The 22907-nt window shown below is 71.2% G+C and carries 19 protein-coding genes; 11 read left to right on the top strand and 8 right to left on the bottom strand.

All coding sequences use genetic code 11. The features are described from left to right. Positions 1–56: 56 nt before the first annotated feature. A complete protein-coding gene (locus OHQ87_RS08160; RefSeq protein WP_328346496.1) occupies positions 57–386 on the top strand; it encodes a hypothetical protein in 330 nt (109 codons plus the stop codon). A 28-nt stretch (positions 387–414) separates the two neighbouring features. Here OHQ87_RS08160 and OHQ87_RS08155 read toward each other — a convergent pair whose 3' ends face one another. Continuing rightward, positions 415–2025 carry an LLM class flavin-dependent oxidoreductase gene (locus OHQ87_RS08155; RefSeq protein WP_328346494.1) on the bottom strand — a complete coding sequence of 537 codons (1611 nt, stop codon included), beginning with the start codon at positions 2023–2025 and terminating at the stop codon, positions 415–417. Between the two features lie 276 nt (positions 2026–2301). Continuing rightward, entirely contained in the window at positions 2302–2994 is a 693-nt protein-coding gene (locus OHQ87_RS08150) for a TetR/AcrR family transcriptional regulator (RefSeq protein ID WP_328346492.1), read from the bottom strand. Positions 2995–3076: 82 nt separating this feature from the next. On the opposite strand from OHQ87_RS08150, the gene OHQ87_RS08145 reads away from it, so the two are divergent. The 5 genes from OHQ87_RS08145 (at position 3077) to prfH (ending at position 9339) form a co-directional block, all read left to right on the top strand. Further along, positions 3077–4492: a DHA2 family efflux MFS transporter permease subunit gene (locus tag OHQ87_RS08145; RefSeq protein WP_328346490.1), complete on the top strand. Its 1416-nt coding sequence runs from the start codon at positions 3077–3079 to the stop codon at positions 4490–4492. A 62-nt stretch (positions 4493–4554) separates the two neighbouring features. After that, positions 4555–5958: a Si-specific NAD(P)(+) transhydrogenase gene (sthA, locus tag OHQ87_RS08140; RefSeq protein ID WP_328346488.1), complete on the top strand. Its 1404-nt coding sequence runs from the start codon at positions 4555–4557 to the stop codon at positions 5956–5958. A 131-nt stretch (positions 5959–6089) separates the two neighbouring features. After that, complete coding sequence (locus OHQ87_RS08135) at positions 6090–7301, top strand: ROK family protein (RefSeq protein WP_328346486.1); 1212 nt, start codon at positions 6090–6092, stop codon at positions 7299–7301. 212 nt (positions 7302–7513) lie between these two features. Next, on the top strand, positions 7514–8653 hold the full coding sequence (locus tag OHQ87_RS08130; RefSeq protein WP_328348776.1) for an RNA ligase RtcB family protein: 1140 nt from the start codon (positions 7514–7516) through the stop codon (positions 8651–8653). After that, the gene (gene prfH / locus OHQ87_RS08125; RefSeq protein WP_328346484.1) at positions 8653–9339 is read left to right on the top strand and encodes a peptide chain release factor H; all 687 of its coding nucleotides are present in this window, start codon (positions 8653–8655) and stop codon (positions 9337–9339) included. The genes OHQ87_RS08130 and prfH overlap by 1 nt, the downstream gene beginning before the upstream one ends. On the opposite strand, the gene OHQ87_RS08120 is transcribed toward prfH, so the two are convergent. Next, the gene (locus tag OHQ87_RS08120; protein WP_328346483.1) at positions 9299–9925 is read right to left on the bottom strand and encodes a DUF1349 domain-containing protein; all 627 of its coding nucleotides are present in this window, start codon (positions 9923–9925) and stop codon (positions 9299–9301) included. The two genes, prfH and OHQ87_RS08120, sit on opposite strands and share 41 nt — an antisense overlap. Before the next feature lie 146 nt (positions 9926–10071). On the opposite strand from OHQ87_RS08120, the gene OHQ87_RS08115 reads away from it, so the two are divergent. The 4 genes from OHQ87_RS08115 (at position 10072) to OHQ87_RS08100 (ending at position 15223) form a co-directional block, all read left to right on the top strand. Further along, positions 10072–10902, top strand: coding sequence for a PIG-L family deacetylase (locus OHQ87_RS08115; protein ID WP_328346482.1), 831 nt, complete (start codon positions 10072–10074; stop codon positions 10900–10902). Positions 10903–11101: 199 nt separating this feature from the next. Then, the gene (locus OHQ87_RS08110; RefSeq protein ID WP_328346481.1) at positions 11102–13345 is read left to right on the top strand and encodes a M4 family metallopeptidase; all 2244 of its coding nucleotides are present in this window, start codon (positions 11102–11104) and stop codon (positions 13343–13345) included. A 158-nt stretch (positions 13346–13503) separates the two neighbouring features. Then, on the top strand, positions 13504–14631 hold the full coding sequence (locus OHQ87_RS08105) for a glycoside hydrolase family 53 protein (protein ID WP_328346480.1): 1128 nt from the start codon (positions 13504–13506) through the stop codon (positions 14629–14631). Positions 14632–14758: 127 nt separating this feature from the next. Continuing rightward, on the top strand, positions 14759–15223 hold the full coding sequence (locus OHQ87_RS08100) for a hypothetical protein (protein ID WP_328346478.1): 465 nt from the start codon (positions 14759–14761) through the stop codon (positions 15221–15223). A gap of 184 nt (positions 15224–15407) precedes the next feature. On the opposite strand, the gene OHQ87_RS08095 is transcribed toward OHQ87_RS08100, so the two are convergent. The 5 genes from OHQ87_RS08095 to OHQ87_RS08075 form a co-directional block, all read right to left on the bottom strand. Then, a complete protein-coding gene (locus tag OHQ87_RS08095; RefSeq protein WP_328346476.1) occupies positions 15408–16157 on the bottom strand; it encodes a cellulose binding domain-containing protein in 750 nt (249 codons plus the stop codon). Positions 16158–16561: 404 nt separating this feature from the next. After that, complete coding sequence (locus OHQ87_RS08090; protein WP_442930806.1) at positions 16562–17548, bottom strand: LacI family DNA-binding transcriptional regulator; 987 nt, start codon at positions 17546–17548, stop codon at positions 16562–16564. 94 nt (positions 17549–17642) lie between these two features. Then, on the bottom strand, positions 17643–18482 hold the full coding sequence (locus OHQ87_RS08085; protein WP_328346473.1) for a carbohydrate ABC transporter permease: 840 nt from the start codon (positions 18480–18482) through the stop codon (positions 17643–17645). Beyond that, entirely contained in the window at positions 18479–19477 is a 999-nt protein-coding gene (locus tag OHQ87_RS08080) for a carbohydrate ABC transporter permease (protein WP_328346471.1), read from the bottom strand. Before OHQ87_RS08080 ends, OHQ87_RS08085 begins: the two co-directional genes overlap by 4 nt. Before the next feature lie 54 nt (positions 19478–19531). Further along, positions 19532–20824, bottom strand: coding sequence for an extracellular solute-binding protein (locus OHQ87_RS08075; RefSeq protein WP_328346469.1), 1293 nt, complete (start codon positions 20822–20824; stop codon positions 19532–19534). 245 nt (positions 20825–21069) lie between these two features. Between OHQ87_RS08075 and OHQ87_RS08070 the strand changes: the two genes are divergently transcribed. After that, complete coding sequence (locus OHQ87_RS08070) at positions 21070–22695, top strand: glycoside hydrolase family 43 protein (RefSeq protein WP_328346467.1); 1626 nt, start codon at positions 21070–21072, stop codon at positions 22693–22695. Positions 22696–22907: the final 212 nt, after the last annotated feature.

Genomic DNA, 22907 nt, shown 5'->3' with positions numbered 1-22907 from the left:
AAGCACTCTCGGGTGCATCCTCGAAAACACACCGACAACACCAGGGAGGAACGGCCATGGAACAGGTGGGTCGCTGGGTGTACCAGCAGGAGCGGGTTCCGCACGCGTTCTCGCTGTGCCGGGTGCTCGACGCGGGCACCTTCGAGCAGTCCTACGACCTGCTCGGCGTCGTCCAGGTCACCGTCGACCGCCGTTTTCCGGAGAAGCTGCCCGCCAACCTCCGGCCGTGGGCGCTGGCCACCCTGGCCGCCTGCGGGTACGGCTTCGGCCGCTTCCACGCCGCGTTCGGCACCCTCGACGAGGACGGTGAACCGGACCGGTCCATCAGCGAGGAGTACATCGACTGGTCCGGCACCGGGGTCCTTGCCCCCGCAGCGGAGGTGTAGCGCGACGGCAGGCCGCCGGTCGCGGCGGTCAGAGCTGCCCGGGGTAGAAGCCGTACCGGGCCAGTGGTTCGACGATGTTGCGTTCCTCGTACGACAGGTGGGACAGCAACGTGTCGGTGAGCAGGTCCACCGCCTGTTGGAGCCCGGCGAGCCGCCCCGGGTCCCCGATCAGCGCGACGAGCGCCCGGTCGACGCCCTCGACGACGTCGTGGATGACGACGTGTTCCTGCTCCAGCCGGTCGATCACCGGCGTCAGCCCCGGGTCGGCCCGCCGCAGGTGCGGGAAGATCGCGTCGTCCTCCAGCCCGTGGTGCTGGGTCACCATCGTGCAGTACGCGGCGCAGTACGCCCCCAGCGTCCAGTTGTTCTGCCGCATGGTCATCCGGTTGAGCACCCCGCGGGCGTCCCCGGCGGAGAGCACCCCCTGCCGGACCTGGTCGAGCAGGTCGCGTACCTGGCTCAGCTCCTGACGCAGGTGGTCGTGGACGTCGACGAGGTGCCCACCGGCGGCCTGCGCCTGCGGGGAGTAGACGTGCCCGGCCGGGGCGGGCGGAGCGACCGGCCGGGTCGACTCGTCCCAGAGGCGGTGGTCGCTGTGTCGTACCCCGGGATCGGGGGTCGGGGTCACCGCGAGCCCCGCAATGCCGCCGGTCCGGGCGACCTCGCGCTGCTCCCCCGCCGGTCCACCCGGGACCGGCGTCTCCGGGCCGGCCGTCGGCGTGGCCGGCTTGGGCGCGGTCGACCCGGCCCGCTCGGCGGCGACCAGTTCGCGGACGGCGGGGGCGACCTCCTGGGCGAACAGCTCGATGCTGGTCGGGTCGTCGGCGCCGAGGATGAACCCGGAGGTGCCGTGCTCCAGCACCAGCTCGGTCAGCTCCCGCACCCACTGCTGCGGCGGACCGTCGAGGAACCCCGCGCCGGTGCGGGTGAACCGGCCGGAGATGTTGAGCAGCCGCCGCACCTCGGCGGGGTCCCGCCCGGCCGCCGTCGCGCCCTCGTCGACGAGCGCGTTGAGGTCGGCCAACTCCCCCGGCCCCTTCGGCAGGTAAGCAAGCGACGGCAGCCAGCCGTCCGCCGTCCGGCCGACCAGCCGCAACAACCTCGGCTTGTACGCGCCGACCCAGATCCCCACCGGGTGCGCCGGGGCGGGACCGCGCTTCGCGCCGACCACCCGGTAGTGCTCACCGTCGACCCGTACCCCGCCACGCCGGTCGGCGGCCCACACCTCGCGGATGATCCGGATCGCCTCGTCCAGCGCGTCCACCGCCTGCCCGGGGGCGAGCCGCCGGCCGCCGTTGGCCTCGATGGCGTCCCAGAACGCGCCCGTGCCGAGGCCGAGTTCGACCCGACCGCCGCTGAGCAGGTCCAGGCTGGCGACGCTGCGGGCCAGCACCACCGGCTGCCGCAACGGCAGGTTGAGCACGTTGCCGGCCAGCCGGATCCGGCTGGTCGCCGCCGCCAGGTAGGACATCAGCGTCCAGCTGTCGAGGAAACCCGGCTGGTAGGGGTGGTCCTGGAAGGTGACCAGGTCCAGGCCCACCTGCTCGCAGAACCTGGCGCGGGCGACGACCTGCTCCGGGCGCCGGGCGTCGGGGGTGAGGAAGCCGCCGAACAGCAACTCGTGTCCGTAGTCGGTCATGACGCTGCCGTCACCTGATCCCCTCGTCGCCTGTGCGCGCGTTCCCCGGCGGGGTGCCGACCACGGCAGGGTGCCGAGGCGACCGTGCCACCGTAGCGCCGACCGACTGCCCGGTACCGGGCAGTCGCGCGATATCCGGACTGTCGCTCGGGCCGTAGGTGACGGAGGCGGACGTCGGCGTACGCGCCGGTGGCCACCGCCGCAATCATGAGAGAGGGCACGGCAGGCGAGCGTCGTGACCCTGGTGTCCGTGCCGCCTCCGGTGCGGCCCACCGGTCAGCGTGGCAGGGCCACCGGCCGTCCGGGTGCGGCCGCCCGGCCCGGCCCGGCCGGCGGGTTCGCGAAGGCGCGCAGGAAGGTGTCGATTCCAGCGGCCACCGCACGCTCCAGGTCGTCGGGGTCGACCGGGCGGGTGCCGAGGGCACTCATCGCGGGCAGTTCGTCGGTGAGCAGGGCGACGAACTGCCGGGCGGCCCGGATCGGGTCCTCGATGGTCAGGTAACCCGCGTTGGCGAGCCTCGCCAACCGCCCCGCCAGCGCCTCGGTCGCCTGGTTGGGCCCGCTGTCCAGGACGGCGTCGAACAGATCGGGAAACCGGCCGATCTCGGCGTGCAGCAACCGGCGCAGCGCCGAGGACTGCTCGTCGACGAAGCACTCGGCCAGCCGCAGGCCGACGGTGTTCAGATGATTGCGCAGGTCCTGCGGATCGGTGGGGAAGGTCTGGAGCGCAGCCAGGGTCTTGGCGTTCGAGCGGGCCGCGATCTCGGCGAGGACGTGGCGGAACAGGTTCTCCTTGCCACCGAGGTGGTTGTAGATGGTCGGTTTGGCCACGCCGGCCTCGGCCGCGATCACGTCGATGCTGGCCTGGCCGTAGCCCTCACGGGCGAAGACGCGCAGCGCCGCCCCGATGATCGCCTGCCGTTTGTCCAGCCTGCCGCGCGGTGCGGTCGGGGTCTCGCCGTCAGTCATGTCGCCATGCTACCGTCCAGTGCGTCAAAATGAACTGGCCAGTTCAATCTAACGAACCGATCCGACCAATCCGGAGACGGCCATGACCCCACCCCAGTCCGACCGACTTGACGCCCCGCTACTGCGCCTGCTCGGCGTGATGGTGCTCGGCGGCGTGATGTCCTACTTCGACGCGACGATCATCAACGTCAGCGTCGAGACCCTGACCGCCCGGTTCAGCACCTCACTCGGCACGATCTCCTGGGTCGCCACCGGCTACCTGCTCGCCGTGGCGGTCGCCATCCCCCTGGCGGGCTGGTCCGTGGCCCGCTTCGGCGCGAAGCGGGTCTGGCTGACGGCCCTGACCCTGTTCCTGGTCGGCTCGGCCCTGTGCGCGCTGGCCTGGGACGTCGGCAGCCTGATCGCGTTCCGCGTGCTCCAGGGCTTCGCCGGCGGCCTGCTCGAACCCATCATGCTCACCGTCGTCGCCACCGCCGCCGGTCCCGGCCGGATGGGCCGGGTGATGGGCCTGATCTCGATCCCGATCACCCTGGGGCCGGTCCTCGGCCCGATCGTCGGCGGCCTGATCCTGCAGAACCTGACCTGGCAGTGGATCTTCCTGGTCAACGTGCCGATCGCGCTGCTGGCCATCGTGCTCGCCGTGGTGGTACTCAGGGACGAACGACCCGCACCGGGCAATGCCCCGCCCCTGGACGTGCTCGGCGTGGCACTGCTCTCCCCCGGCTTCGCCGCCCTGGTCTACGCCCTGTCCCAGGCGGGGACCGCCGGCTTCGGTGCCACCCGGGTCGTGCTCGGGATCGTGCTGGGCGTGCTCCTGACCGGCGGGTACGTCGCCCACGCGCGGCGCACCGCGCATCCGCTGATCGACCTGCGCCTGTTCGCCAGCCGGGGGTTCAGCTCGAGCGTGGTGACCATGTTCCTGCTCGGCAGCATGCTGTTCTCGCTGCTGTTCCTGCTTCCGCTGTTCTACCAGCAGGTACGCGGTGAGAGCGTCCTCGCGGCCGGCCTGCTGCTCATGCCGCTGGGGCTGGGGACGATGTTCGGGATGCCGATCGCCGGCAAACTCGCCGACAGGTTCGGCCCCCGGGGACTCGTACCGGCCGGGGCGGTGCTGATCGGGTTCGGCGCCCTGGTCTACACCGGGGCGGACCCGGCCACCTCGCAGGTGCTGCTCACCGCCGCCCAGCTGGTGACCGGGTTCGGCATGGGCCTGGTCGGCGCGCCGACGATGGGCGCGGTCTACCGGACCGTGCCCGCCGAGGCCATCGGCGGGGCGACCGGCACGCTGTTCATCCTCAACCAGATCGGCGCGTCCCTGGGCGTCGCGATGGTGGCGCTCATCGTGCAGAGCGGCCTCACCGACGGCCGTTCCCCCGCCGACGCCTTCGACGGCGCGTTCTGGTGGACCGTCGCCGGGGCCGTGATCGTCGCCCTGGCGAGCCTGTTCCTGCCGGGCCGCCCGCAGCCCGTCGCCACCAGCGTGCCCGCACACGCCTGACCCCGCAGCGGCGGGACGATCACGACTGGCGGATGTTGCGGCTGCTTGCGAGGCTAGGAGCCGTGTATGACTACGACCTGTTGGTGCTGGGCTCCGGGCCCAGCGGTCAGAAGGCGGCGATCGCCGCCGCCAAGCTCGGTAGGCGGGTCGGGATCGTGGACCGCCGCGACATGATCGGTGGGGTGTGCATCAACACCGGCACCGTCCCCTCCAAGACACTGCGGGAGGCCGTGCTCTACCTGACCGGCCTGAGCCAGCGGGACCTCTACGGCAGCAGCTACCGGGTCAAGGAGGAGATCACCGTCGCCGACCTGGCCGCCCGCACCCAGCACGTGATCGAGCGGCAGACCGACGTGATCCGCAACCAGTTGGCCCGCAACCGGGTCGCGCTGATCACCGGCACCGGCCGGTTCGCCGACCCGCACTCGGTCTGGGTGGACGCCGGCTCCGGGCACGACACCCGGATCACCTTCGACAAGGCCGTCATCGCCGCCGGCACCCGGCCGGCCCGGCCGGACAGCGTCGACTTCGACGACCGGACGATCGTCGACTCCGACGGGGTGATCAACCTCGAGGCCGTGCCGCGCAGCATGGTCGTGGTCGGCGCCGGCGTGATCGGCATGGAGTACGCCTCCATGTTCGCCGGCCTGGGCACGAAGGTGACGGTGGTGGAACGCCGCGACCGGATGCTCGACTTCTGCGACGAGGAGATCATCGAGTCGCTCAAGTACCACCTGCGCGACCTGTCGGTGACGTTCCGCTTCGGCGAGGAGGTCGCCGCGGTGGAGAAGCACCAGAACGCCGCGCTGTGCATCCTCAAGAGCGGCAAGAAGATCGTCGCCGACACGGTCATGTACTCCGCCGGCAGGCAGGGGCAGACCGACGACCTGGCCCTCGACGCGGCGGGCCTGGAGGCCGACAAACGCGGCCGGATCTCGGTCGACGAGCACTACCGCACCAGCGTGGAGCACATCTACGCGGTCGGCGACGTGATCGGCTTCCCGGCGCTGGCGTCCACCTCGATGGAGCAGGGCCGGATGGCCGCGCAGCACGCCTGCGGCGAGCCGTCCCGCGAGCTCCAGGAGTTGCAGCCGATCGGCATCTACACGATTCCGGAGATCAGTTTCGTCGGCAAGACCGAGGAGGAGCTGACCAACAGCTCCACCCCGTTCGAGGTCGGCATCGCCCGCTACCGCGAGCTGGCCCGGGGGCAGATCGTCGGCGACTCGTACGGCATGTTGAAGCTGCTCGTCTCCCCGCAGGACGGCCGGCTGCTCGGGGTGCACGTGTTCGGCACCGGCGCGACCGAGATCGTCCACATCGGGCAGACGGTGATGGGCTGCGGCGGCACGGTCGACTACCTGATCGACACGGTCTTCAACTATCCGACCCTGTCCGAGGCGTACAAGGTCGCCGCCCTGGACGCGGTGAACAAGATCCGCAACATCACCCGGATCGACGGCTGACCGGTCCCCCGACGGGACGGGACTCCGCGCCGCTACGGCGCGGGGTCCCCGGCGGGCGAGGTGACTCACGGCGGTGCCGGCAACTACGCTCGACGGGTAGTCCGCCGCCGATCGACAGGGTCCGCCTCGTGATGCCGAACAGTCCGACAGTGGACGGGCAGTCGCCTGGTGACAGCCGCCGCCGGAGCCTGGGGACGTTGCTCCGGCGGGTGCACCTCGGCGGCCCGGTGTCGCGCGCCGGGCTGGCCGAGTGGCTGGGCGTCAACCGCAGCACCGTCCTGGCGCTCACCACGGAACTCGTCGCGGCCGGCCTGGTGCACGAGGGCTTTCCGGAGCTGACCGGCCGGGCCGGACGACCGTCCCTGGTGGTCCGGCCGGCGTCCGACCGGGTGTACGTGCTCGCCTTCGACATCGCGGTGGACCGGCTGGTGGCCGCCCGGGTGGGGCTGGGTGGCCAGATCCAGCAGCGGCGGGAGGCACACCGGGCCCGCGCGGGCGTCGACCTGGACACCGTGGTCCGGGTGCTGGCCGACTTCGGCCGTCAACTGCACCGGACGGCGGCACCGGGGGCGGTCTGCGTCGGGATCGGCGCGTCGTACTGCGGCATGATCCGACCCGGGGACGGGATGGTGCGGTTCGGCCCGGACCTGGGCTGGGTGGACCAGGCGTTCGGCGCGGAGCTGGAGCGTCGGCTCGATCTCGGGCTGCCGGTCCTGGTCGGCAACGAGGCCCACCTGGGCGCGCTGGCCGAGCACCAGCGCGGCGTGGGCGTCGGGGTACGGAACCTGGTCTACCTGCACGGCGACGTCGGGGTCGGCGGCGGGATCATCGTGGGCGGCGAGCTGCTCGGCGGCGACGGCGGGTACGGCTCCGAGGTCGGTCACATGCTCGTCAACCCGTACGACGGACGACCGTGCGGGTGCGGTTCGCGCGGCTGCCTGGAGGCGGAGGTCGGCGAGCGGGCGCTGCTCGACGCGGCCGGTCGACCCGCCGACCTGATCGGCCGGGACGCGGTCCGCGAGGTGGTCGAGGCCGCCGGTCGCGGCGAACCGGCGGCCCGCGACGCACTACGGACCATCGGCGACTGGCTGGGCATCGGGGTGGCGAACGTGATCAACCTGTTCAACCCCGGCATGGTGATCTTCGGTGGCATGCTGCGGGAGGTGTACCGGGGTTCGGCGGTGCACGTCCGGGACCGGATCGCCGCGAACGTCCTGCCGGTCTCGCGCACCCGGGCGCAACTGCGGGTCTCCGCCCTCGGTGACGACGCCACAGTGGTCGGCGCGGCGGAGCTCGGCTTCGCCCGGCTGCTCGCCGACCCGCTGGGCGTCCGGGTCGGCTGAGCGCCCGGCCGGCCGGAAAACCGGTTGGCGTACCCGGTCCGCCGGGGCAGGCTGGTGGACATGACGTTCTGACGGACACCCCACCCGCACCCGTAGGCCCACGACGCCCCGGTCGCGTCGTCGTGCCCTCGCGCCGTCCGTCCATCCCGTTCCGGAAGAGAGCGTCCGTGTCCGAGCACCCCCCACGGCAGGGTTCCCTGCCGCCGTCGACCATGGCCACCGTCACCGTCTTCGCCTCCCCCGAGAGCTGGATCGAGTCCGACGCCGTCCGGCAGTGCCACCAGGTGGCCGCCCTCGACGGCATGCGCCACGTCGCCGCCATGCCCGACCTGCACCCGGGCAAGGGTGCCCCGATCGGCGCCGCGATGTCCTCCACCGTGCTCTACCCACACCTGGTGGGCTCCGACATCGGGTGCGGCATCGCCGTCTTCCCGATCAGCCTCAGGCGGGTCGTACCCGAGCGGCTCGCCGCGCGGTTCCCCGACCTCGACCGGGCGCTGGCCCCCGGGCGGGACGCCGACGATCCGGCCTGGGCCGTCGCGGCCGGCGATCCGCCCGCCGGTCATGTCGAGGGCCTCGGCACGGTCGGTCGGGGCAACCACTTCGTGGAACTCGCCCGGATCGAGACCGTGTTCGCGGCGGACCACGCGGCCCGGCTCGGGCTCACCGCCGGTGACCTCGTGCTCGTCGTGCACAGCGGATCCCGGGGCCTGGGCGAGCGGATCCTGCGGGCGCACACCGAGGTCCACGGGGCGGGGCCGGCCCCCGATCCGGCCGACTACCTGGTACGGCACGACCAGGCCGTCCGCTGGGGTGCGCTCAACCGGCGGTTGCTGGCCGCCCGGGTCGCCCACGCGCTGGGGGCCGAGCCCACCGCACCGGTCGTCGACCAGTGCCACAACCTGGTCGAGGTCCGCGACGGCTGCTACCTGCACCGCAAGGGCGCGGCCCCGGGCGACGGCCGCGACGTGCTGGTCGCCGGCACCCGGGGCACCCGCTCCTACCTCGTCGCCGGCCACGCGGGGCCGGCGGCCAACCATTCCGTGGCCCACGGCGCGGGTCGCAAGATGTCCCGCGCCGACGCGCTGCGTCGGGGTCGGGCCAAGCACACCGTCGAGGAGTTGCGGCGTACGCCTGTCGGCTCGCTCGTGGTGTGCGGCGACCGGCAGTTGCTCTTCGAGGAGGCGCCGACGGCCTACAAACGCATCGAGCAGGTGCTCGCCGACCTGGTCGGCCACGACCTGGCCACCCCCGTGGCCAGCACCGTCCCGCTTGTCACCTACAAGACGCCCGACCTCGGGTCCGGTCCCCGACCGGCCCGCCGGGACGAGCGCCGACGGCGAGGTCGGTGATGAGCGTCCACCTGCTGCTGTCCGCCGGGCGGGGTCCGCAGGAGTGTGCCTGGGCGGCGGCCCGGCTCCTGGACCGGCTGGAGGCCGACGCCGTCCGGCACCGGGTGACCACCCACCGGGTCGGGACCGTCGCCGGGGACCGGCACGCCACCTACCGCTCGGTCCTGGTGCGGCTCACCGGGGCCGACGTGGAGACGTTCACCGCCGGGTGGACCGGCACCCTGTGCTGGCAGGCGCCCAGCCCCTACCGGCCCACGACGGGTCGCCGGAACTGGTACGTCACCGCCCGGCCGTGCCAGGTGGACATCCCGACCACGACGTTCACCGAGGCCGACGTGCACATCGTCGCCTGCCGCACAGGTGGTCCCGGCGGCCAGCACCGGAACAAGGCAAGCACGGCGGTACGGGCGACCCACCGTCCCTCGGGTCTCGTCGTCGTGGTCGACACCGAACGGCAGTTCAGCCTCAATCGCGCCGTCGCGCTGCGGTTGCTGCGGCAACGTCTCGCCGACGGCGACGAGCGGGCCGGCCGCGCCGTCACCGCCGCCCGCCGGCGCATCCACGACGAACTCGTCCGGGGCGACGCCGTCCGGATCGAACGCCCGCACCAGCCCGAAGGGCCAGCGTCGGCGACCGGGGCGCGGGTCAGGAGCCGTCGCGCAGGTCGGCCAGGCGGTCGCGGGTGAAGCGGATGTCGTCGAAGACGACCCGGCAACCGTCACCGGTCGGCGACTGCGCCTCGAAGCCGATCGTGGCGGCGGTGGCCGCGCCGTCGACGGCGAAGAACCGGATCATCCGCCACGTCGTGCCGTCGAGCGAGGCGTGGTACGCGAAGGCGTGGTCGATCCGGGACACCCGCAACCACACCGTACGGCCGTCGACGACGAAGGCGTTGGCGTCGTCGGCGACCCCCCGGGCGACCACCGAGACGATCATCGGCTCGCCGTCGGGGGAGAACTCGAAGCAGAGCTTGCCCCAGTGCCGCTCGTCGACCCAGAACAGCAGCACCCCCGCGTCGTAGGTCGCGGCGAACTCGACGGTGACCCGGGCGCTGAGCTGGAAGTCGCCGTCCGGGGGGAGGCCGAGCAGGGTCGCCGCGTTGAGCATCGACTCGGCGTTGAGCGGGTCGCCCGCTCCCGGGTCGAGGAAGATGTCGCTGTGCGGGGCCGCCGCGACCGTCACCGTGCCGGTTGCCGCGGCGACCGTCCACGCCGTCTCGGGGTACGGCGTCAGGGCGAACGGCAGGCCCGGCACGGTCCAGGTGGTGGTCATGTCGTCTCCAGGTGAGGTGCTGAATGATCAAACTACCAACCGGGCCGGGCCGATGGTGCGGCCGGACCGGCCGGTGTTCCGCGCCGGTGGGAGCCGGCGTCGCACCGGTACCGGGCGCTGCCGGGTGCGACGCCTAGGGTGAGGGCATGACTGAGCGAGGCCTGACCCTGATGGCGGTGCACGCGCACCCCGACGACGAGGCGACGAGCACCGGTGGCGTGCTGGCCCGGTATGCGGCGGAGGGCATCACCACCGTGCTGGTGACCTGCACAGACGGTCGGTGCGGCGACGGTCCCGGCGGGGTCAAGCCGGGCGATCCGGGGCACGATCCGGCCGCCGTGGTGGCGATGCGGCAGGAGGAGCTGGAGGCCAGCTGTGCGGCGTTGAAGGTCACCCACCTGGAGACCCTCGGTTACGCCGACTCCGGGATGATGGGCTGGCCGAACAACGACCTGCCCGGCGCGTTCTGGACCACGCCGGTGGTGGAGGCGGCCGACCGGTTGGCGGAGCTGATCCGCCGCTACCGGCCGGACGTCGTGGTCACCTACGACGAGAACGGGTTCTACGGCCACCCGGACCACATCCAGGCCCACCGGATCACCATGGCCGCCGTCGCGATGACCGACATCCCGGCGAAGGTCTACTGGACCACCGTGCCGCGTAAGGCGTTCGCGGAGTTCGGCCGGGCGATGAAGGAGATCGGCGTCGAGTGGGCCGAGCCGGACGCGGCGGACGAGCCGGGGCCGCAGCTCGGCCTGCCCGACGACGAGATCACCACCTGGGTGGACACCAGCAGTCACGGCGCGCAGAAGTTCGACGCGCTGGCCGCCCATGCCAGCCAGACCGAGAACATCTTCTTCCTGCGCCTGGGCCGGGACCGGTTCGTCGAGCTGATGGGCCTGGAGACCTTCGTCCGGGTCCGCGACACCACCGGGGCGGCGCTGCCCGAGGACGACCTGTTCGCCGGCCTGCGCTGACCACGACCCGGATTGTTGCCGGGGTGTTCCGTCCTTAACGGGGACGGAACACCCCGGGCACAACTCATCGGTCATAGCATTCCTGGGATGGGCAAGTCGGTATGAATATCCATCGACAGTTGTCTTCCCAGACTCCTCACCGCCGACGATGATCTCGCTATCGATGGATGCGAAAGCATCTCGGATTGGGGAGGTCAGTTTGAGATCAGCCCTAGCGCTGGCCGGCGTCACCATGCTGGTCGGCAGCGGTCTCGTGGTCACCACCACGAGCGTGTCCGCAGCCCCACCGTCCACCCCCGGGCCGGCGCTGGTCGCCGCCGCCGACACCGCCCTCAAGGATCACGCGGGAGCCGTCAGGTCCTCGGCGAAGGACCGCTACGCCGTGCACAGCAGCAGGCGGGACGCCAAGGGGGGCGGCGCGGTCCGCTACACCCGCACCTACGACGGGCTCCGCGTCTACGGCGGTGACTTCGTCATCCGCACCGAGGCCGACGGTGACTACGCCGGCAGCTCGGTCGGCCTGGCCGCCCCGCTGACCCTCGCCACCACCCCGAAGGTCAGCGCCGCGAAGGCCCGCAAGGCCGCGATCGCCGAGTTCTCCGGCAAGGTCACCGGCACCGGGGCGGCGGAGCTGTTCGTCGACGCCAGCAGCGGCACCGGCCGACTCGCCTGGGAGACCGTCGTCACCGGTTGGGCCCCGGACGGGCAGACCCCCTCCAAGCTGCACGTGATCAGCGACGCGCTCACCGGCACCCGGATCGGCTCGTACGACGAGATCGAGTCCGTCGTCGGCACCGGCAACAGCGTCTACGCCGGCCCGGTCGCGATCGACACCACCCAGTCCGGCTCGACCTACAGCCTGATCGACCCGACCCGGGGCAACGGTCGGACCTGCGACATGAACAACGGCACCTCGACCTGCACGACCTTCACCGACGCCGACAACGTGTGGGGCACCGGGGCGGCGTCCAACCGGCAGTCCGCCGCGGTCGACGCGCACTTCGGCGCGGCCACGACCTTCGACTACTTCACCGAGGTGCACGGCCGCAACGGCATCTTCGGCAACGGCACCGGCGTGCCGAGCCGGGTGCACTACGGCAACGCCTACGTCAACGCCTTCTGGGACGGCGCGCAGATGACCTACGGCGACGGCGCGGGGAACGCCAAGCCGCTTGTCGCGCTCGACGTCGCCGGTCACGAGATGTCCCACGGCGTCACCGAGAACGTGGTCCCCGGTGGCCTGACCTACTCGGGCGAGTCCGGCGGGCTGAACGAGGCCACCAGCGACATCTTCGGCAACATGGTGGAGTTCTACGCGAACACCCCGGTCGACCCGGGTGACTACCAGGTCGGCGAAAAGATCAACATCAACGGCAACGGCACCCCGCTGCGCTACATGTACAACCCGACGCTGGACGGCTCGTCGCACGGCTGCTGGTCGAGCAGCACCAACAGCCTCGACGTGCACTACTCCTCCGGGGTGGCCAACCACTTCTTCTTCAACCTGGCCGAGGGCTCCGGGGCCACCCCGTACGGCACCTCGCCGCTGTGCGGCTCGGCCCCGCCGGTGACCGGGATCGGCCGGGAGAAGGCGGAGAAGATCTGGTTCCGCGCGTTGGACGCGTACTTCGTCTCGAACACCCGCTACGTGAACACCGCCCAGCCGACCAACACCGCGCGGCTGCACACCCTGTCGGCCGCCACCGACCTGTACGGCCTGTGCAGCACCGAGTACAAGGCGGTGATGGCCGCCTGGACCGCGGTGAACGTGACCGGCACCGAGTCGTGCGCCGCCAACGACTTCTCCGTCGCGGTCACCCCGGCGACGCTGACCCTCGACCCGGGCACCTCGGGCACCGCCACGGTCTCCACCACAGTCGTCCGGGGCACCGCCGAGACGGTCACCTTCTCGACCGGCCCGCTGCCGGCCGGGGTGACCGTGTCGTTCGCGCCGTCGTCGGTCACCGCGGGTGGCTCGACCACGGTCACTGTCAGCGCCGCCGCCACTGCCGGCAGCGGCACGGTGGCGATCACGGTGGTGGGCACCTCGCCCTCGATCGCCCGGACGGCCACCCTGAACCTGACGGTGAACGGGTTGCCGGGCTGCAACGGCACGAACGGGACCGACGTCCCGATCGCCGACAACTCGACTGTGGAGAGCGCGATCGTGATCAGCGGCTGCGCGGCGACCCCGTCGACCGCGAGCAAGATCGAGGTGCACATCGTGCACACCTACATCGGTGACCTGGTGGTCAGCCTGGTCGCCCCGGACGGCAGCGTGTACACGCTACAGAACCGCTCCGGTGGCAGCGCCGACAACATCGACCAGACGTACACCGTGAACCTCTCCTCCGAGACCGCGAACGGGACCTGGCGGCTGCGGGTCCAGGACACGGCGAGTCTCGACACCGGTTACCTCAACAGTTGGAGCCTGAACCTCTGACCTACGCGGCGTGAGCGGGCCATCCGGGTTTCCCGGATGGCCCGCTTCGCGTGGTCCGTAGCACCACCGCACCCCGCTATAGTCATGACCGTCGATTGGTGTCGCCGTCGGTGACGCCGCACCCGCATCCCCACCACCCCACCACCGAGGAGGTCCGGATGACTCCGTACCGCTCCCGCCTGCGAGCCTGGGCCGTCGCGTTCCTCGCGGCGGTCGCCCTGCCCGCCGCCCTGCTCGGCCCGCCGGCACCCGCCTCGGCCGCGAACACGTTGACCATGCTCGGCGCGGACGTCTCCTCCGTGCAACGCAGCCTGGACCTCGGCGCGCGGTACTACGACGCCGCCGGCACCGCCCGCGACCCGCTCGACATCCTCAAGGGCCTCGGCGTCAACTACGTCCGGCTGCGGGTCTGGAACAACCCGGCCAGCGGCTGGAACAACAAGGCGAAGGTGCTGGCGTACGCCAGGACGGTCAAGGCCAAGGGCCTCAAGCTGATGATCGACTTCCACTACTCCGACACCTGGGCCGACCCTGGCAAGCAGTACAAGCCGGCGGCCTGGGCCAACCACGGCATCGGTCAACTCCAGACCGACGTCTACAACTACACCTACGACGTCTGCACCAGCCTGCGCGCCCAGGGCACCACGCCGGACAGCGTGCAGATCGGCAACGAGATCAACGTCGGCATGCTCTGGAACGACGGCAAGGTCGTCAACAACGACTTCACCAACCTCAGCCTGCTGCTCAAGGCCGGCTACCAGGCCACCAAGCAGTGCAACGGCGGGACCCAGGTGATCATCCACACCGCCAACTCGGACAGCATGGACCACGCCCGCTGGTTCTACGACGGCATCCGCGCCAAGGGCGTGCAGTGGGACCTCACCGCGCTGTCCTACTACTGCATGTGGCACGGCACGCTGGCCAACCTCTACAACGTCATCACCGACGTCCGCTCCCGGTACGGCAAGCCCGTCGTGCTCACCGAGACGGCGTACCCGTTCACCGCCGCGAACGCCGACAACGAGGCGAACGCGATCAACGGCGGCGAGCCCTGTGCGGGCCACCAGGCGAGCTGGGCCGGCCAGGCCACCGAGTTCTCCTGGGTGCAGGACACCGCCCGCAACGCCGGGGCGATCGGGGTCTTCTACTGGGAGCCGACCTGGTACGCGGTGCCCGGCAACGGCTGGGATCCGGCGAACATCAACGGCACCGGCAACCAGTGGGACAACATGGCCATCTTCAACTGGACCGGCCAGGTGAACCCGAGCATCCGCTGGCGGCCGTAGTCGTCACCGGTGCCGGCCGGGGCGCTCCGTCCCGGCCGGCACCGGCCACCGTCGGCGGCCCGCCGGGTGGCACGTGCCCACTGCGACGGACGTGGTGGTCGTCGGGGCCGGGCACTACCCTGGCGCGGTGCGATACCACGAGTGCGAAGCGGCCATCCGCGAGTTGGTCGACGCGGCCGGCGAGGACGACCTGCACACCTTCGGGTTGTCGACCATCACCCGCCTGGTCCGGGCCGACCTGATCGACGAGGCCGGTGAGGACGACCTCGACGAGGATGCCTGGGCGGCGCTGACCACCGCCCGGGAGCACATCGCCACGGCCGACGCGACCGAACTGCGCGCCCACCTGGACCGCATCGACGAGGGCATCCTCGCCGAGGGCGACATGGACCCCGGACTGTTGATCGTGCTCTCGGCGCTGGAACACTGGACCACCTACCTGGAGGAGCAGCGGCGGGGCGAGCTGTACGAACTCGCCATCCGCTCCCTCGAGGAGGTCGACTACCGGGTCTCGGCCGCGCTCGACGACTTCCTGGCCACGCCGGAGATGGCCGCCGAGTACGCGCGGATCACGGAGTCGCTCCCCGCATGACGCGCGGTAGCCGCACCGCGTCGACCGGTCCTTCTGGATCACCGGGGGTCGGCACGGTCAGCGCCGCCCGGGCCGCCGACCGGAGCGCCGCCACCCGGTGGAGGGCAGCACTCCGGTGCGGACCCCGTTGCGGCCTGTTCGGCTCCGACCGGCACGTCCGCCACCTGCCGGTCGGAGCCGACGGTCACCGGCCGCAGGTCAGCGTCAGCCCGCCGGTCGCCGCGTTGGTCCAGACGAGCATGCCGAACGTCGTGCTGCCACCCGGCGTCAGCGTCCCGTTGTAGGAGGCGTTGCGCACTGTGACGTCGGCACCGGAGGTGCTGGCCACGCCGTTCCAGAGTGCCGAGATGCGTTCGTCACCGGACCACCGCCAGGTGACCTGCCAGCCGTTGAGCGGCTGCTGGGCCGTGTTACGCACGGTGACGGTGGCGGCGTATCCGCCGGTCCAACGGTTGTCGATGGTGACCGTCGCCTGACACGCCGCCGACGAGACGGCGAGGGTCCGTACCGGCCCGCTGATCACGTACGGGTCGTGCTTGTCCCCGGCGCTGAACCGGAACCAGTACTCACTGTCCGGGGTCAGTCCCCCAACGGTCAGGTCCCCGTACCGTTCCGCGCCGGACACCGCCGAGGCCACCGGGTTCCGCCACGCCGTGGCATCCTCCCGGCTCGCGAAGAGGATGACGGTGATCGGCGGGTCGTAGCCGCACGGCGGGCTGAGGATCATCGAGTACCTGATGGTGATGCTCGTGGTGGTGGCGGACAGGAACTGACCGGAGACCGGCAGCGCCGGCGGGCAGGTCAGGGTGGGGCCGGGGGTGGGGGTGGCGGCGGCCGACAGGGCCGGCTGCGCCTGGACGCCGGTGATCGTCGCGGCCAGTCCGGCCAGGGTCATGGTCGTGGTCGCCAGCACCACGCCGAACGTGCGGAACATCCGTACCTCCGAGGGTTGCGGGGGCACCGACGGCCGGGACGGGCCTGGGTGCCGGATCCGGGACTGTCGCCCACCGTGCGGTGGGCGGGTGAGGTGCTGCGCGATCATCGGCTGTCATGGCCGGGTGGATGTCGGACGACCGGACGGCACGGTCGACGGGCGAGGACGACCGACCGGTGGTCACCGTCGCGGACTGCCCGGCGCGGGGTGGCGCGGCCACCTCGCGTGTCCGACGGATCGGCGCACGAGTGGTCACGCTGGCTCCCGAGCGTGACGACGCCAGAACAGTCTGGCATTCGATGACTGTCGATGCAATGCTGTCCGATCGGGCCCATCCGGGCCGTCCGATCGGCCACTACCCACCGCTTCCGGCGACGATCGGCCGACCGCCGACCCGGGTCGGGTCAGCGGCTACGCGGTGCGGCGGCGCTGTCCCGGACGACCAGGTCGGTGGCGAGTTCGACGCGCGGAGACTCGATCGTCTCGCCCCGGGCGAGCCGCAGCACGGTACGGGCCGCAAGCATGCCCATCTCGGCAAGCGGTTGACGGATCGTGGTCAGCGGCGGCGAGCACCACCTGACCTCCGGCAGGTCGTCGAAGCCGACCACGCTGACGTCGTCGGGCACCCGCAGGCCACGCTTGCGGACCGCCTCGTAGACCCCGAGCGCCATCTGGTCGCTGGAGGCGAAGATGGCGGTGGGCGGTTCGGGCAGGCCCAGCAGGTGCATGCCGGCGGTGTAGCCGGACTCGTGGTAGAAGTTGCCCGGCCGGACCAGGCGGTCGTCGACGGCGAGGCCGGCGGCGTCGAGCGCGGCCCGGTAGCCGTCCATCCGGGCCCGGCTGCACATCAGCTGGGGCGGGCCGGCGATGAAACCGATCCGGCCGTGCCCGAGGCCGAGCAGGTACTGGGTGGCGCGCAGGCTGCCCGCCCAGTTGGTGGCACCGATCGTCGGGGCCTCCTGGGGGGCGACCCCGGCGGGGTCGACGATGACCACCGGCAGCCGCAGCCGGCGCAGCTCGGCCTGTAACGGCGGCTCCACCATCGAGGTCACGAAGATGACCCCCTCGGTGGACCGGGTACGCATGTTGTCGAGCCACTGCTTGGCCGACGAGGTACGCCGGTGGATGGCCGAGACGACGGTGCCGGCCCCGCTGGCCTGGGCGACGTCCTCCACACCGCGGATGATCTCCACGGCCCACGGGCTGTCCAGGTCGTTGAAGACCAGGTCGACCAGGGCGGACTGGGTACGCCGGGCGGCCGAGCGGGGGCGGTAGCCGTGTCGGGTGAGCAGTTCCTCCACCCGTTCCCGGGTCTGCGGGGCGACGTCGGAGCGCCCGTTGATCACCCGGGAGACCGTGGGCACGGAGACGCCCGCCAACCGCGCGATCATCGCGATGGTGACGTTCCTGCCGTTCTCGGAGCCCACGGTCGCCCTTTCGTCTGTGGGAACTACGGTCGCAGAAGGCTATCGCAGCAGGTCGGGGTCACCCCTTGACGCTGCCGGACAGCCCACCGATGAGCTGACGTTCGGCGATGGCGTAGAAGCCCAGCGCCGGGATCATCGACAGCACCACGTAGGCGAGCACCCGGGCGGTGTCGTCGGAGTACTGACCCTGGAACGCCTGGACCCCGAGGGGAAGCGTCCACCAGCTCTGGTCGGTGAACACCACGAGCGGGAGCATGAAGTTGTTCCAGCTGCTCACCAGGGCCAGCACCGAGACGGTGGCCAGGGCGGGCCGGGCCATCGGCAGCAGCACCCGCCAGAAGAACCCGAACGGGCCGCAGCCGTCGAGGGTCGCCGCCTCCTCGACCTCGCCGGGGATGGTCCGGAAGAACTGGCGCAGGATGATGATGGTGATCGGCAGTCCGAACGCGGCCTGGGGCAGGATCACCCCGAGCGGGTTGTCCAGCAGCCCCATCCCGCGCAGCAGGATGAACAGCGGCAGGATCGCCACCGCGAAGGGGAACATCAGCCCGATCGCGAAGAGGGTGACCAGGAACTCCCGCCCCCGGAAGGCGAACCGCGCGAAGACGTACGCGGCCATCGCCGCCGCCGCGACGACGACGAACGTGCTGGCCACGGCGATGAAGACGCTGTTGCCCACGTTCCGCCAGAACACCCCGGAGGTGAAGATGTCGACGTAGTTGCTCGGCACCCACGGGTCGGGCAGCCCGAGCGGGTTGGTGGAGAGTTGCCCGTTGTCCTTGAACCCGCCGATCACCCCGAACCAGACAGGCACGACGATGAGCGCGCCGACGGCGATGCAGACGAGGTGCAGCAGGAGGCGGCGGGCCCGCTGGGCCGGGTTCGCCGGGCTGGTCATCGCTGGTCTCCTTGGACGGTGAGAGCGCCCTCGGTGTCCCGGCGCAGGACGACGCGCTGGTAGATGAGGGCGAAGACGAGGCTCAGCAGGAACATGATGATGCTGATCGCGCTGGCGTAGCCCACCTCGAAGCGGCGGAAGCCGTACTGGAACATCGTCACGGCCATGGTCTCCGAGGCGTGGATCGGGCCACCGCCGGTGAGCACCCAGACCATGTCGAACAGCTGGATGGTGCCGATCACGGAGAGGAACACGCTGATCCGGATGGTCGGCCCGAGCAGCGGCAGGGTGACCAGGCGGAACGCCTGCCAGGCGCTGGCACCGTCGGTGACCGCCGCCTCGTTCAGCTCCTTGGGGATGTTCTGCCGGGCGGCCAGGAAGAGGATCATGTAGAGGCCGAAGTACTTCCAGGAGACCACCAGGAAGACGGCGTACAGGACGGTGTCCGGGTCGGCGAAGACGGCACCGGCGTCGGCCCCCAGGAACCGGGAGATCGCGTCACCGAATCCCCGGTTCGGGGAGAACACCAGGTTGAACAGGACCGCGGTGGTGACCTCGGAGAGCACGTACGGGGCGAAGAAGATCACCCGGTAGATCGCGCGTCCCCGCAGCGGCTGGTTGAGCAGCATGGCCAGGCCCATCGCGACCGGCAGCTGGACCGCCAGGGAGAGCACGATCAGGATGAGCCCGTGCCACAGGTCGCCCCGGAACACCGGGTCGGCGAAGGCCCGGGTGTAGTTGTCCAGCCCGATGAAGTTCTCGGGCAGGCCGAAGCCGTTCCACTTGTAGAGGCTGGCGTAGCTGGCCACCACGATGGGTGCCAGCACCAGCAGCAGGAACAGCAGCAGGGACGGGGTCAGGAAGACGGCCAGGGCGCGACGGCGGCCCGGCCGGGGCCGGCGGCCGGTACGGCGTACGCCGCCCGGCCCCGGCCCCGACGGGTCGGTCACTCGACCGCCGGGTACCGCATCGGACACGGTCGATGGCGTGGTCATGCCTGCTCCACTCAGTTCTCGCCGGCGGCTGGTGATCGGTGGGGTGGGACGTCACTACTGGGTCTTCGCCACCTGGGTGATGTCCTTGAGGATCTGGGCGGGTGACTTGCTGCCGGCGACCAGCGCGGCGACGCTGTCGTTGACCTGCTGGCCGACGGCCGGCGGGTACGCCTGGTCGAGGTAGAGCTGGAAGCCGGTGGCGGCGGCCAGGGTCTGGGCGACGACCTTGTTGTTCGGGTCGGCGACGGCGTCGGTGGCTTCCTTGACCGTCGGCAGCACCGCGCCGGTCTTCGTGCTCCGGCGCTGGACGTCGACGCTGAGCAGGGTCTTGAGGAAGTCGAGGGTGGCCGGCGGAGCGTCCTTGCCGACGGCGAAGCCGTTGCCGCCACCGAACACCTCGGTCGCCGAGCCCTTGCCGCCGTCGACGGCCGGGAACGGGAAGAAGCCGAGCTTGTCGCCGAGCCCCTTCTTGTTGGTGGAGCTGGACGCCTGCACCGACGGGGCCCACTGTCCCATCAGCTCCAGCGCGGCCTTGCCGTTGCCCATCGTCGCGGCCTGACCGTCCGGCGAGCCGTACTCCGCGCCCAGGAAGCCCTTCTGGAACGGCTGGAGATCGACCAGCTCCTTGAGCCGCTCACCGGCGGCCACGAAGTCGGGGGTCTCGAAGTTCTTGTCCTTGGCGGCCTGCTGAAGTGCGCCGAGCCCGCCGATGCGCATGGACAGGTAGGCCCAGTAGAAGTGGGCCGGCCACTTGTCCTTGCCGGCCAGCGCCACCGGGGTGATCCCGGCGGTCTTGAGCTTGCGGACCACGTCGAGCAGCTCGGCCCAGGTGGCCGGCGGCGCGGTGATCTGGGCCTGGGCGAAGAGGTCCTTGTTGTACCAGAAGCCGACCATGCCGATGTCGAACGGCACCCCGTAGATCTTGCCGTCGACCGTGTAGGGCTCCAGGGAGAGCGGCAGCAGGCTGTCCTTCCACGGGGCCACCGTCTCGGTGAGGTCCTTGACCAGACCCGCATCCACCTGCTGCTTGAGCACCCCACCGCCCCAGGACTGGAACAGGTCCGGCGGGGAGCCGGCCTGGGTGGCGGTGGTCAACTTGGCCTTGAACGCCTCGTTCTCCAGCGGCTGGATCTCGATCTTCACGTTGCTGTGCGCGCCCTGGTACTCCTGGGCGACCGCCGCCCAGACCGGCAGCATCGGCTCGGTGTTCTGGATGTGCCACCAGTTGATGGTCTGCGGGGCGTCCGGGTCGTCGGAGGCGTCGTCGCTGCAACCGCTGAGCAGGTACGCGCCGGCACCGGCGCCGACGAGGCCGAGCAGCGATCTGCGGGAGAGGTGCGCGGTCATGATCAATCCCTTCGGGGGACTCACGAGGTGCTCGGGTGCCGGTCGAGCCGGCGATTTCGAAACGTGTATCTCCGGAACTTTCAGAGCGTCGCCGGTATTACCGATCGATGGCGGGCACGCTACGAGTTGTTTCCGCGCGGGTCAAGACCTCTGTCCTATCGCGGTGAAAACGGCTAGCGTGTGCAGGGCCTCACCGACCATGGCCATGATTCCGAAAGTTTCGAGAGCTGCCCCGAGGAGTGCCCGTGTCGACCGACACCGCTGAAGTGGCGACCGCTGCCCGGTCGATCCGCAATCCCGTGCTCGCCGGGTTCCACCCGGATCCGTCGATCCTGCGGGTCGGCGACGACTACTACCTGGCCACCTCGACCTTCGAGTGGTACCCGGGGGTGCGCCTGCACCACTCGCGCGACCTCGTGCACTGGCGACAGCTGGGCGGGATCATCACCGACCGTCGCCTGCTCGACCTGCGCGGCTGCGGCGACTCCAACGGGGTGTGGGCCCCGGACCTGACCTACCACGACGGCGAGTTCCACCTCGTCTACAGCGACGTGGCCAGCTTCGCCAGCGGCTACTGGGACCCGCAGAACTTCCTGATCACCGCGCCCGACATCACCGGCCCCTGGTCGGACCCGGTGAAGCTGCACGGGCGCGGCTTCGACGCCGCACTGTTCCACGACGACGACGGCACCACCTGGCTGCTGGCCATGAGCGCCGACTGGCGGCCCGGCCGGGACCGCTTCGGCGGCATCGAGATCCAGCAGTACGACCGGGCCACGCGCCGCCTCGTCGGCCGGCCCCGGATCCTGTTCACCGGCACCCCGGTCGGGGTCACCGAGGGTCCGCACCTCTACCGCCACGACGGGTGGTACTGGCTGATCACCGCGGAGGGCGGCACCAGCTGGGAGCACCAGGTCACCGTGGCCCGGTCCCGGGACCTGCTCGGGCCGTACGAGGTGGACCCGGACGGCCCGCTGCTCACCTCCGTCGGCCGGCCCGATCTGCGGTTGCAGAAGGCCGGCCACGGCAGCCTGGTGCGTACCCCCGACGGCGGGTGGTACCTGGCCCACCTGGTCGGCCGCCCCTACTCCCCGCTGGGCAGCTGTGTGCTGGGCCGGGAGACGGCGCTCCAGCAGGTCGAGTGGCCCGCCGGTGGTTGGCCCCGGATCCCCGGCGGGGTGCCGTCGGACGAGATCACCGCGCCCGACCTGCCGGCGCATCCCTGGCCGGCGGAACCCGCCACCGACGACTTCGACGCCGCCGAGCTCGGCCCGGCCTGGTCGACGCTGCGCCGACCGGCCACCCCGGACTGGATCGACCTGCGGTCCCGCCCGTCCCACCTGCGGGTGCACGGTGGGCAGTCCCCGGTGGGACGGCAGGCCCCCAGCCTGGTCGCCCGGCGGGTGGGCGCGACCCGGTGCGCGCTGGAGACGGTGGTCGAGTTCGACCCGGTCGACCACCGTCAGCTGGCCGGGATCACCGCCTACTACAACACCCTCAACTGGCACCACCTCTACCTGACCCGGGCGGACGACGGCCGGACCGTGCTGGAGCTGCTCAGCTCCGACAACGGCCGGCGCACCGCCCACCCCGAGCTGACCGTCGACACCGGCGGCCTCACCCGGGTCGGCCTGCGGGCGGAGTTCGACGGCCCGGTGGTCCGCTTCGGCTACGACCTGGACGCGGGCTGGCAGCAGCTCCCGATCGACCTGGACGCGACAATCCTGTCCGACGAGCACGCCGCCCTGATCATCGACGGCGAGCCTGCGGCCTGGGGGTTCACCGGGGCGTTCCTCGGCCTCTGGGTCCAGGATCTCGGCGGCGACGGCGGCCACGCCGACTTCGACCTGGCCACCTACCGGGAGCACTGACCGGCCGCACCCACCACGACCACGACCGGCTCCGGGAGGGGCCGGTCGTGGTCGTGCGCGACCTGGCTGTCGAAACTGTTGCGATGACCGGTCGACGGGGCTGACCAGCAGTTCCGGAAGTATCGATGGTTGACCCGACGAGCCCGCGCTCGTAATGTTCCAGTCGACTTCCGGAAATCGATGTTCAACTATCGATTGTGTCCGGTGCGGCC

This window comes from Micromonospora sp. NBC_00421, from assembly GCF_036017915.1.
In the GTDB taxonomy this organism is placed as follows: Bacteria; Actinomycetota; Actinomycetes; order Mycobacteriales; family Micromonosporaceae; genus Micromonospora.
The sequence above is the reverse complement of the archived record's forward strand: the minus strand, read 5'-3'. Positions and strand labels throughout refer to the sequence as shown.

Bases quoted from the DNA above. Each gene is read 5' to 3' on its own strand.
- OHQ87_RS08160 (WP_328346496.1), top strand. From the start codon at position 57: ATGGAACAGGTGGGTCGCTGGGTGTACCAGCAGGAGCGGGTTCCGCAC.
- OHQ87_RS08155 (WP_328346494.1), bottom strand. From the start codon at position 2,025: ATGACCGACTACGGACACGAGTTGCTGTTCGGCGGCTTCCTCACCCCC.
- OHQ87_RS08150 (WP_328346492.1), bottom strand. From the start codon at position 2,994: ATGACTGACGGCGAGACCCCGACCGCACCGCGCGGCAGGCTGGACAAA.
- OHQ87_RS08145 (WP_328346490.1), top strand. From the start codon at position 3,077: ATGACCCCACCCCAGTCCGACCGACTTGACGCCCCGCTACTGCGCCTG.
- OHQ87_RS08135 (WP_328346486.1), top strand. From the start codon at position 6,090: ATGCCGAACAGTCCGACAGTGGACGGGCAGTCGCCTGGTGACAGCCGC.
- OHQ87_RS08130 (WP_328348776.1), top strand. From the start codon at position 7,514: ATGGCCACCGTCACCGTCTTCGCCTCCCCCGAGAGCTGGATCGAGTCC.
- prfH (WP_328346484.1), top strand. From the start codon at position 8,653: ATGAGCGTCCACCTGCTGCTGTCCGCCGGGCGGGGTCCGCAGGAGTGT.
- OHQ87_RS08120 (WP_328346483.1), bottom strand. From the start codon at position 9,925: ATGACCACCACCTGGACCGTGCCGGGCCTGCCGTTCGCCCTGACGCCG.
- OHQ87_RS08115 (WP_328346482.1), top strand. From the start codon at position 10,072: ATGACTGAGCGAGGCCTGACCCTGATGGCGGTGCACGCGCACCCCGAC.
- OHQ87_RS08105 (WP_328346480.1), top strand. From the start codon at position 13,504: ATGACTCCGTACCGCTCCCGCCTGCGAGCCTGGGCCGTCGCGTTCCTC.
- OHQ87_RS08095 (WP_328346476.1), bottom strand. From the start codon at position 16,157: ATGTTCCGCACGTTCGGCGTGGTGCTGGCGACCACGACCATGACCCTG.
- OHQ87_RS08090 (WP_442930806.1), bottom strand. From the start codon at position 17,548: ATGATCGCGCGGTTGGCGGGCGTCTCCGTGCCCACGGTCTCCCGGGTG.
- OHQ87_RS08085 (WP_328346473.1), bottom strand. From the start codon at position 18,482: ATGACCAGCCCGGCGAACCCGGCCCAGCGGGCCCGCCGCCTCCTGCTG.
- OHQ87_RS08080 (WP_328346471.1), bottom strand. From the start codon at position 19,477: ATGACCACGCCATCGACCGTGTCCGATGCGGTACCCGGCGGTCGAGTG.
- OHQ87_RS08075 (WP_328346469.1), bottom strand. From the start codon at position 20,824: ATGACCGCGCACCTCTCCCGCAGATCGCTGCTCGGCCTCGTCGGCGCC.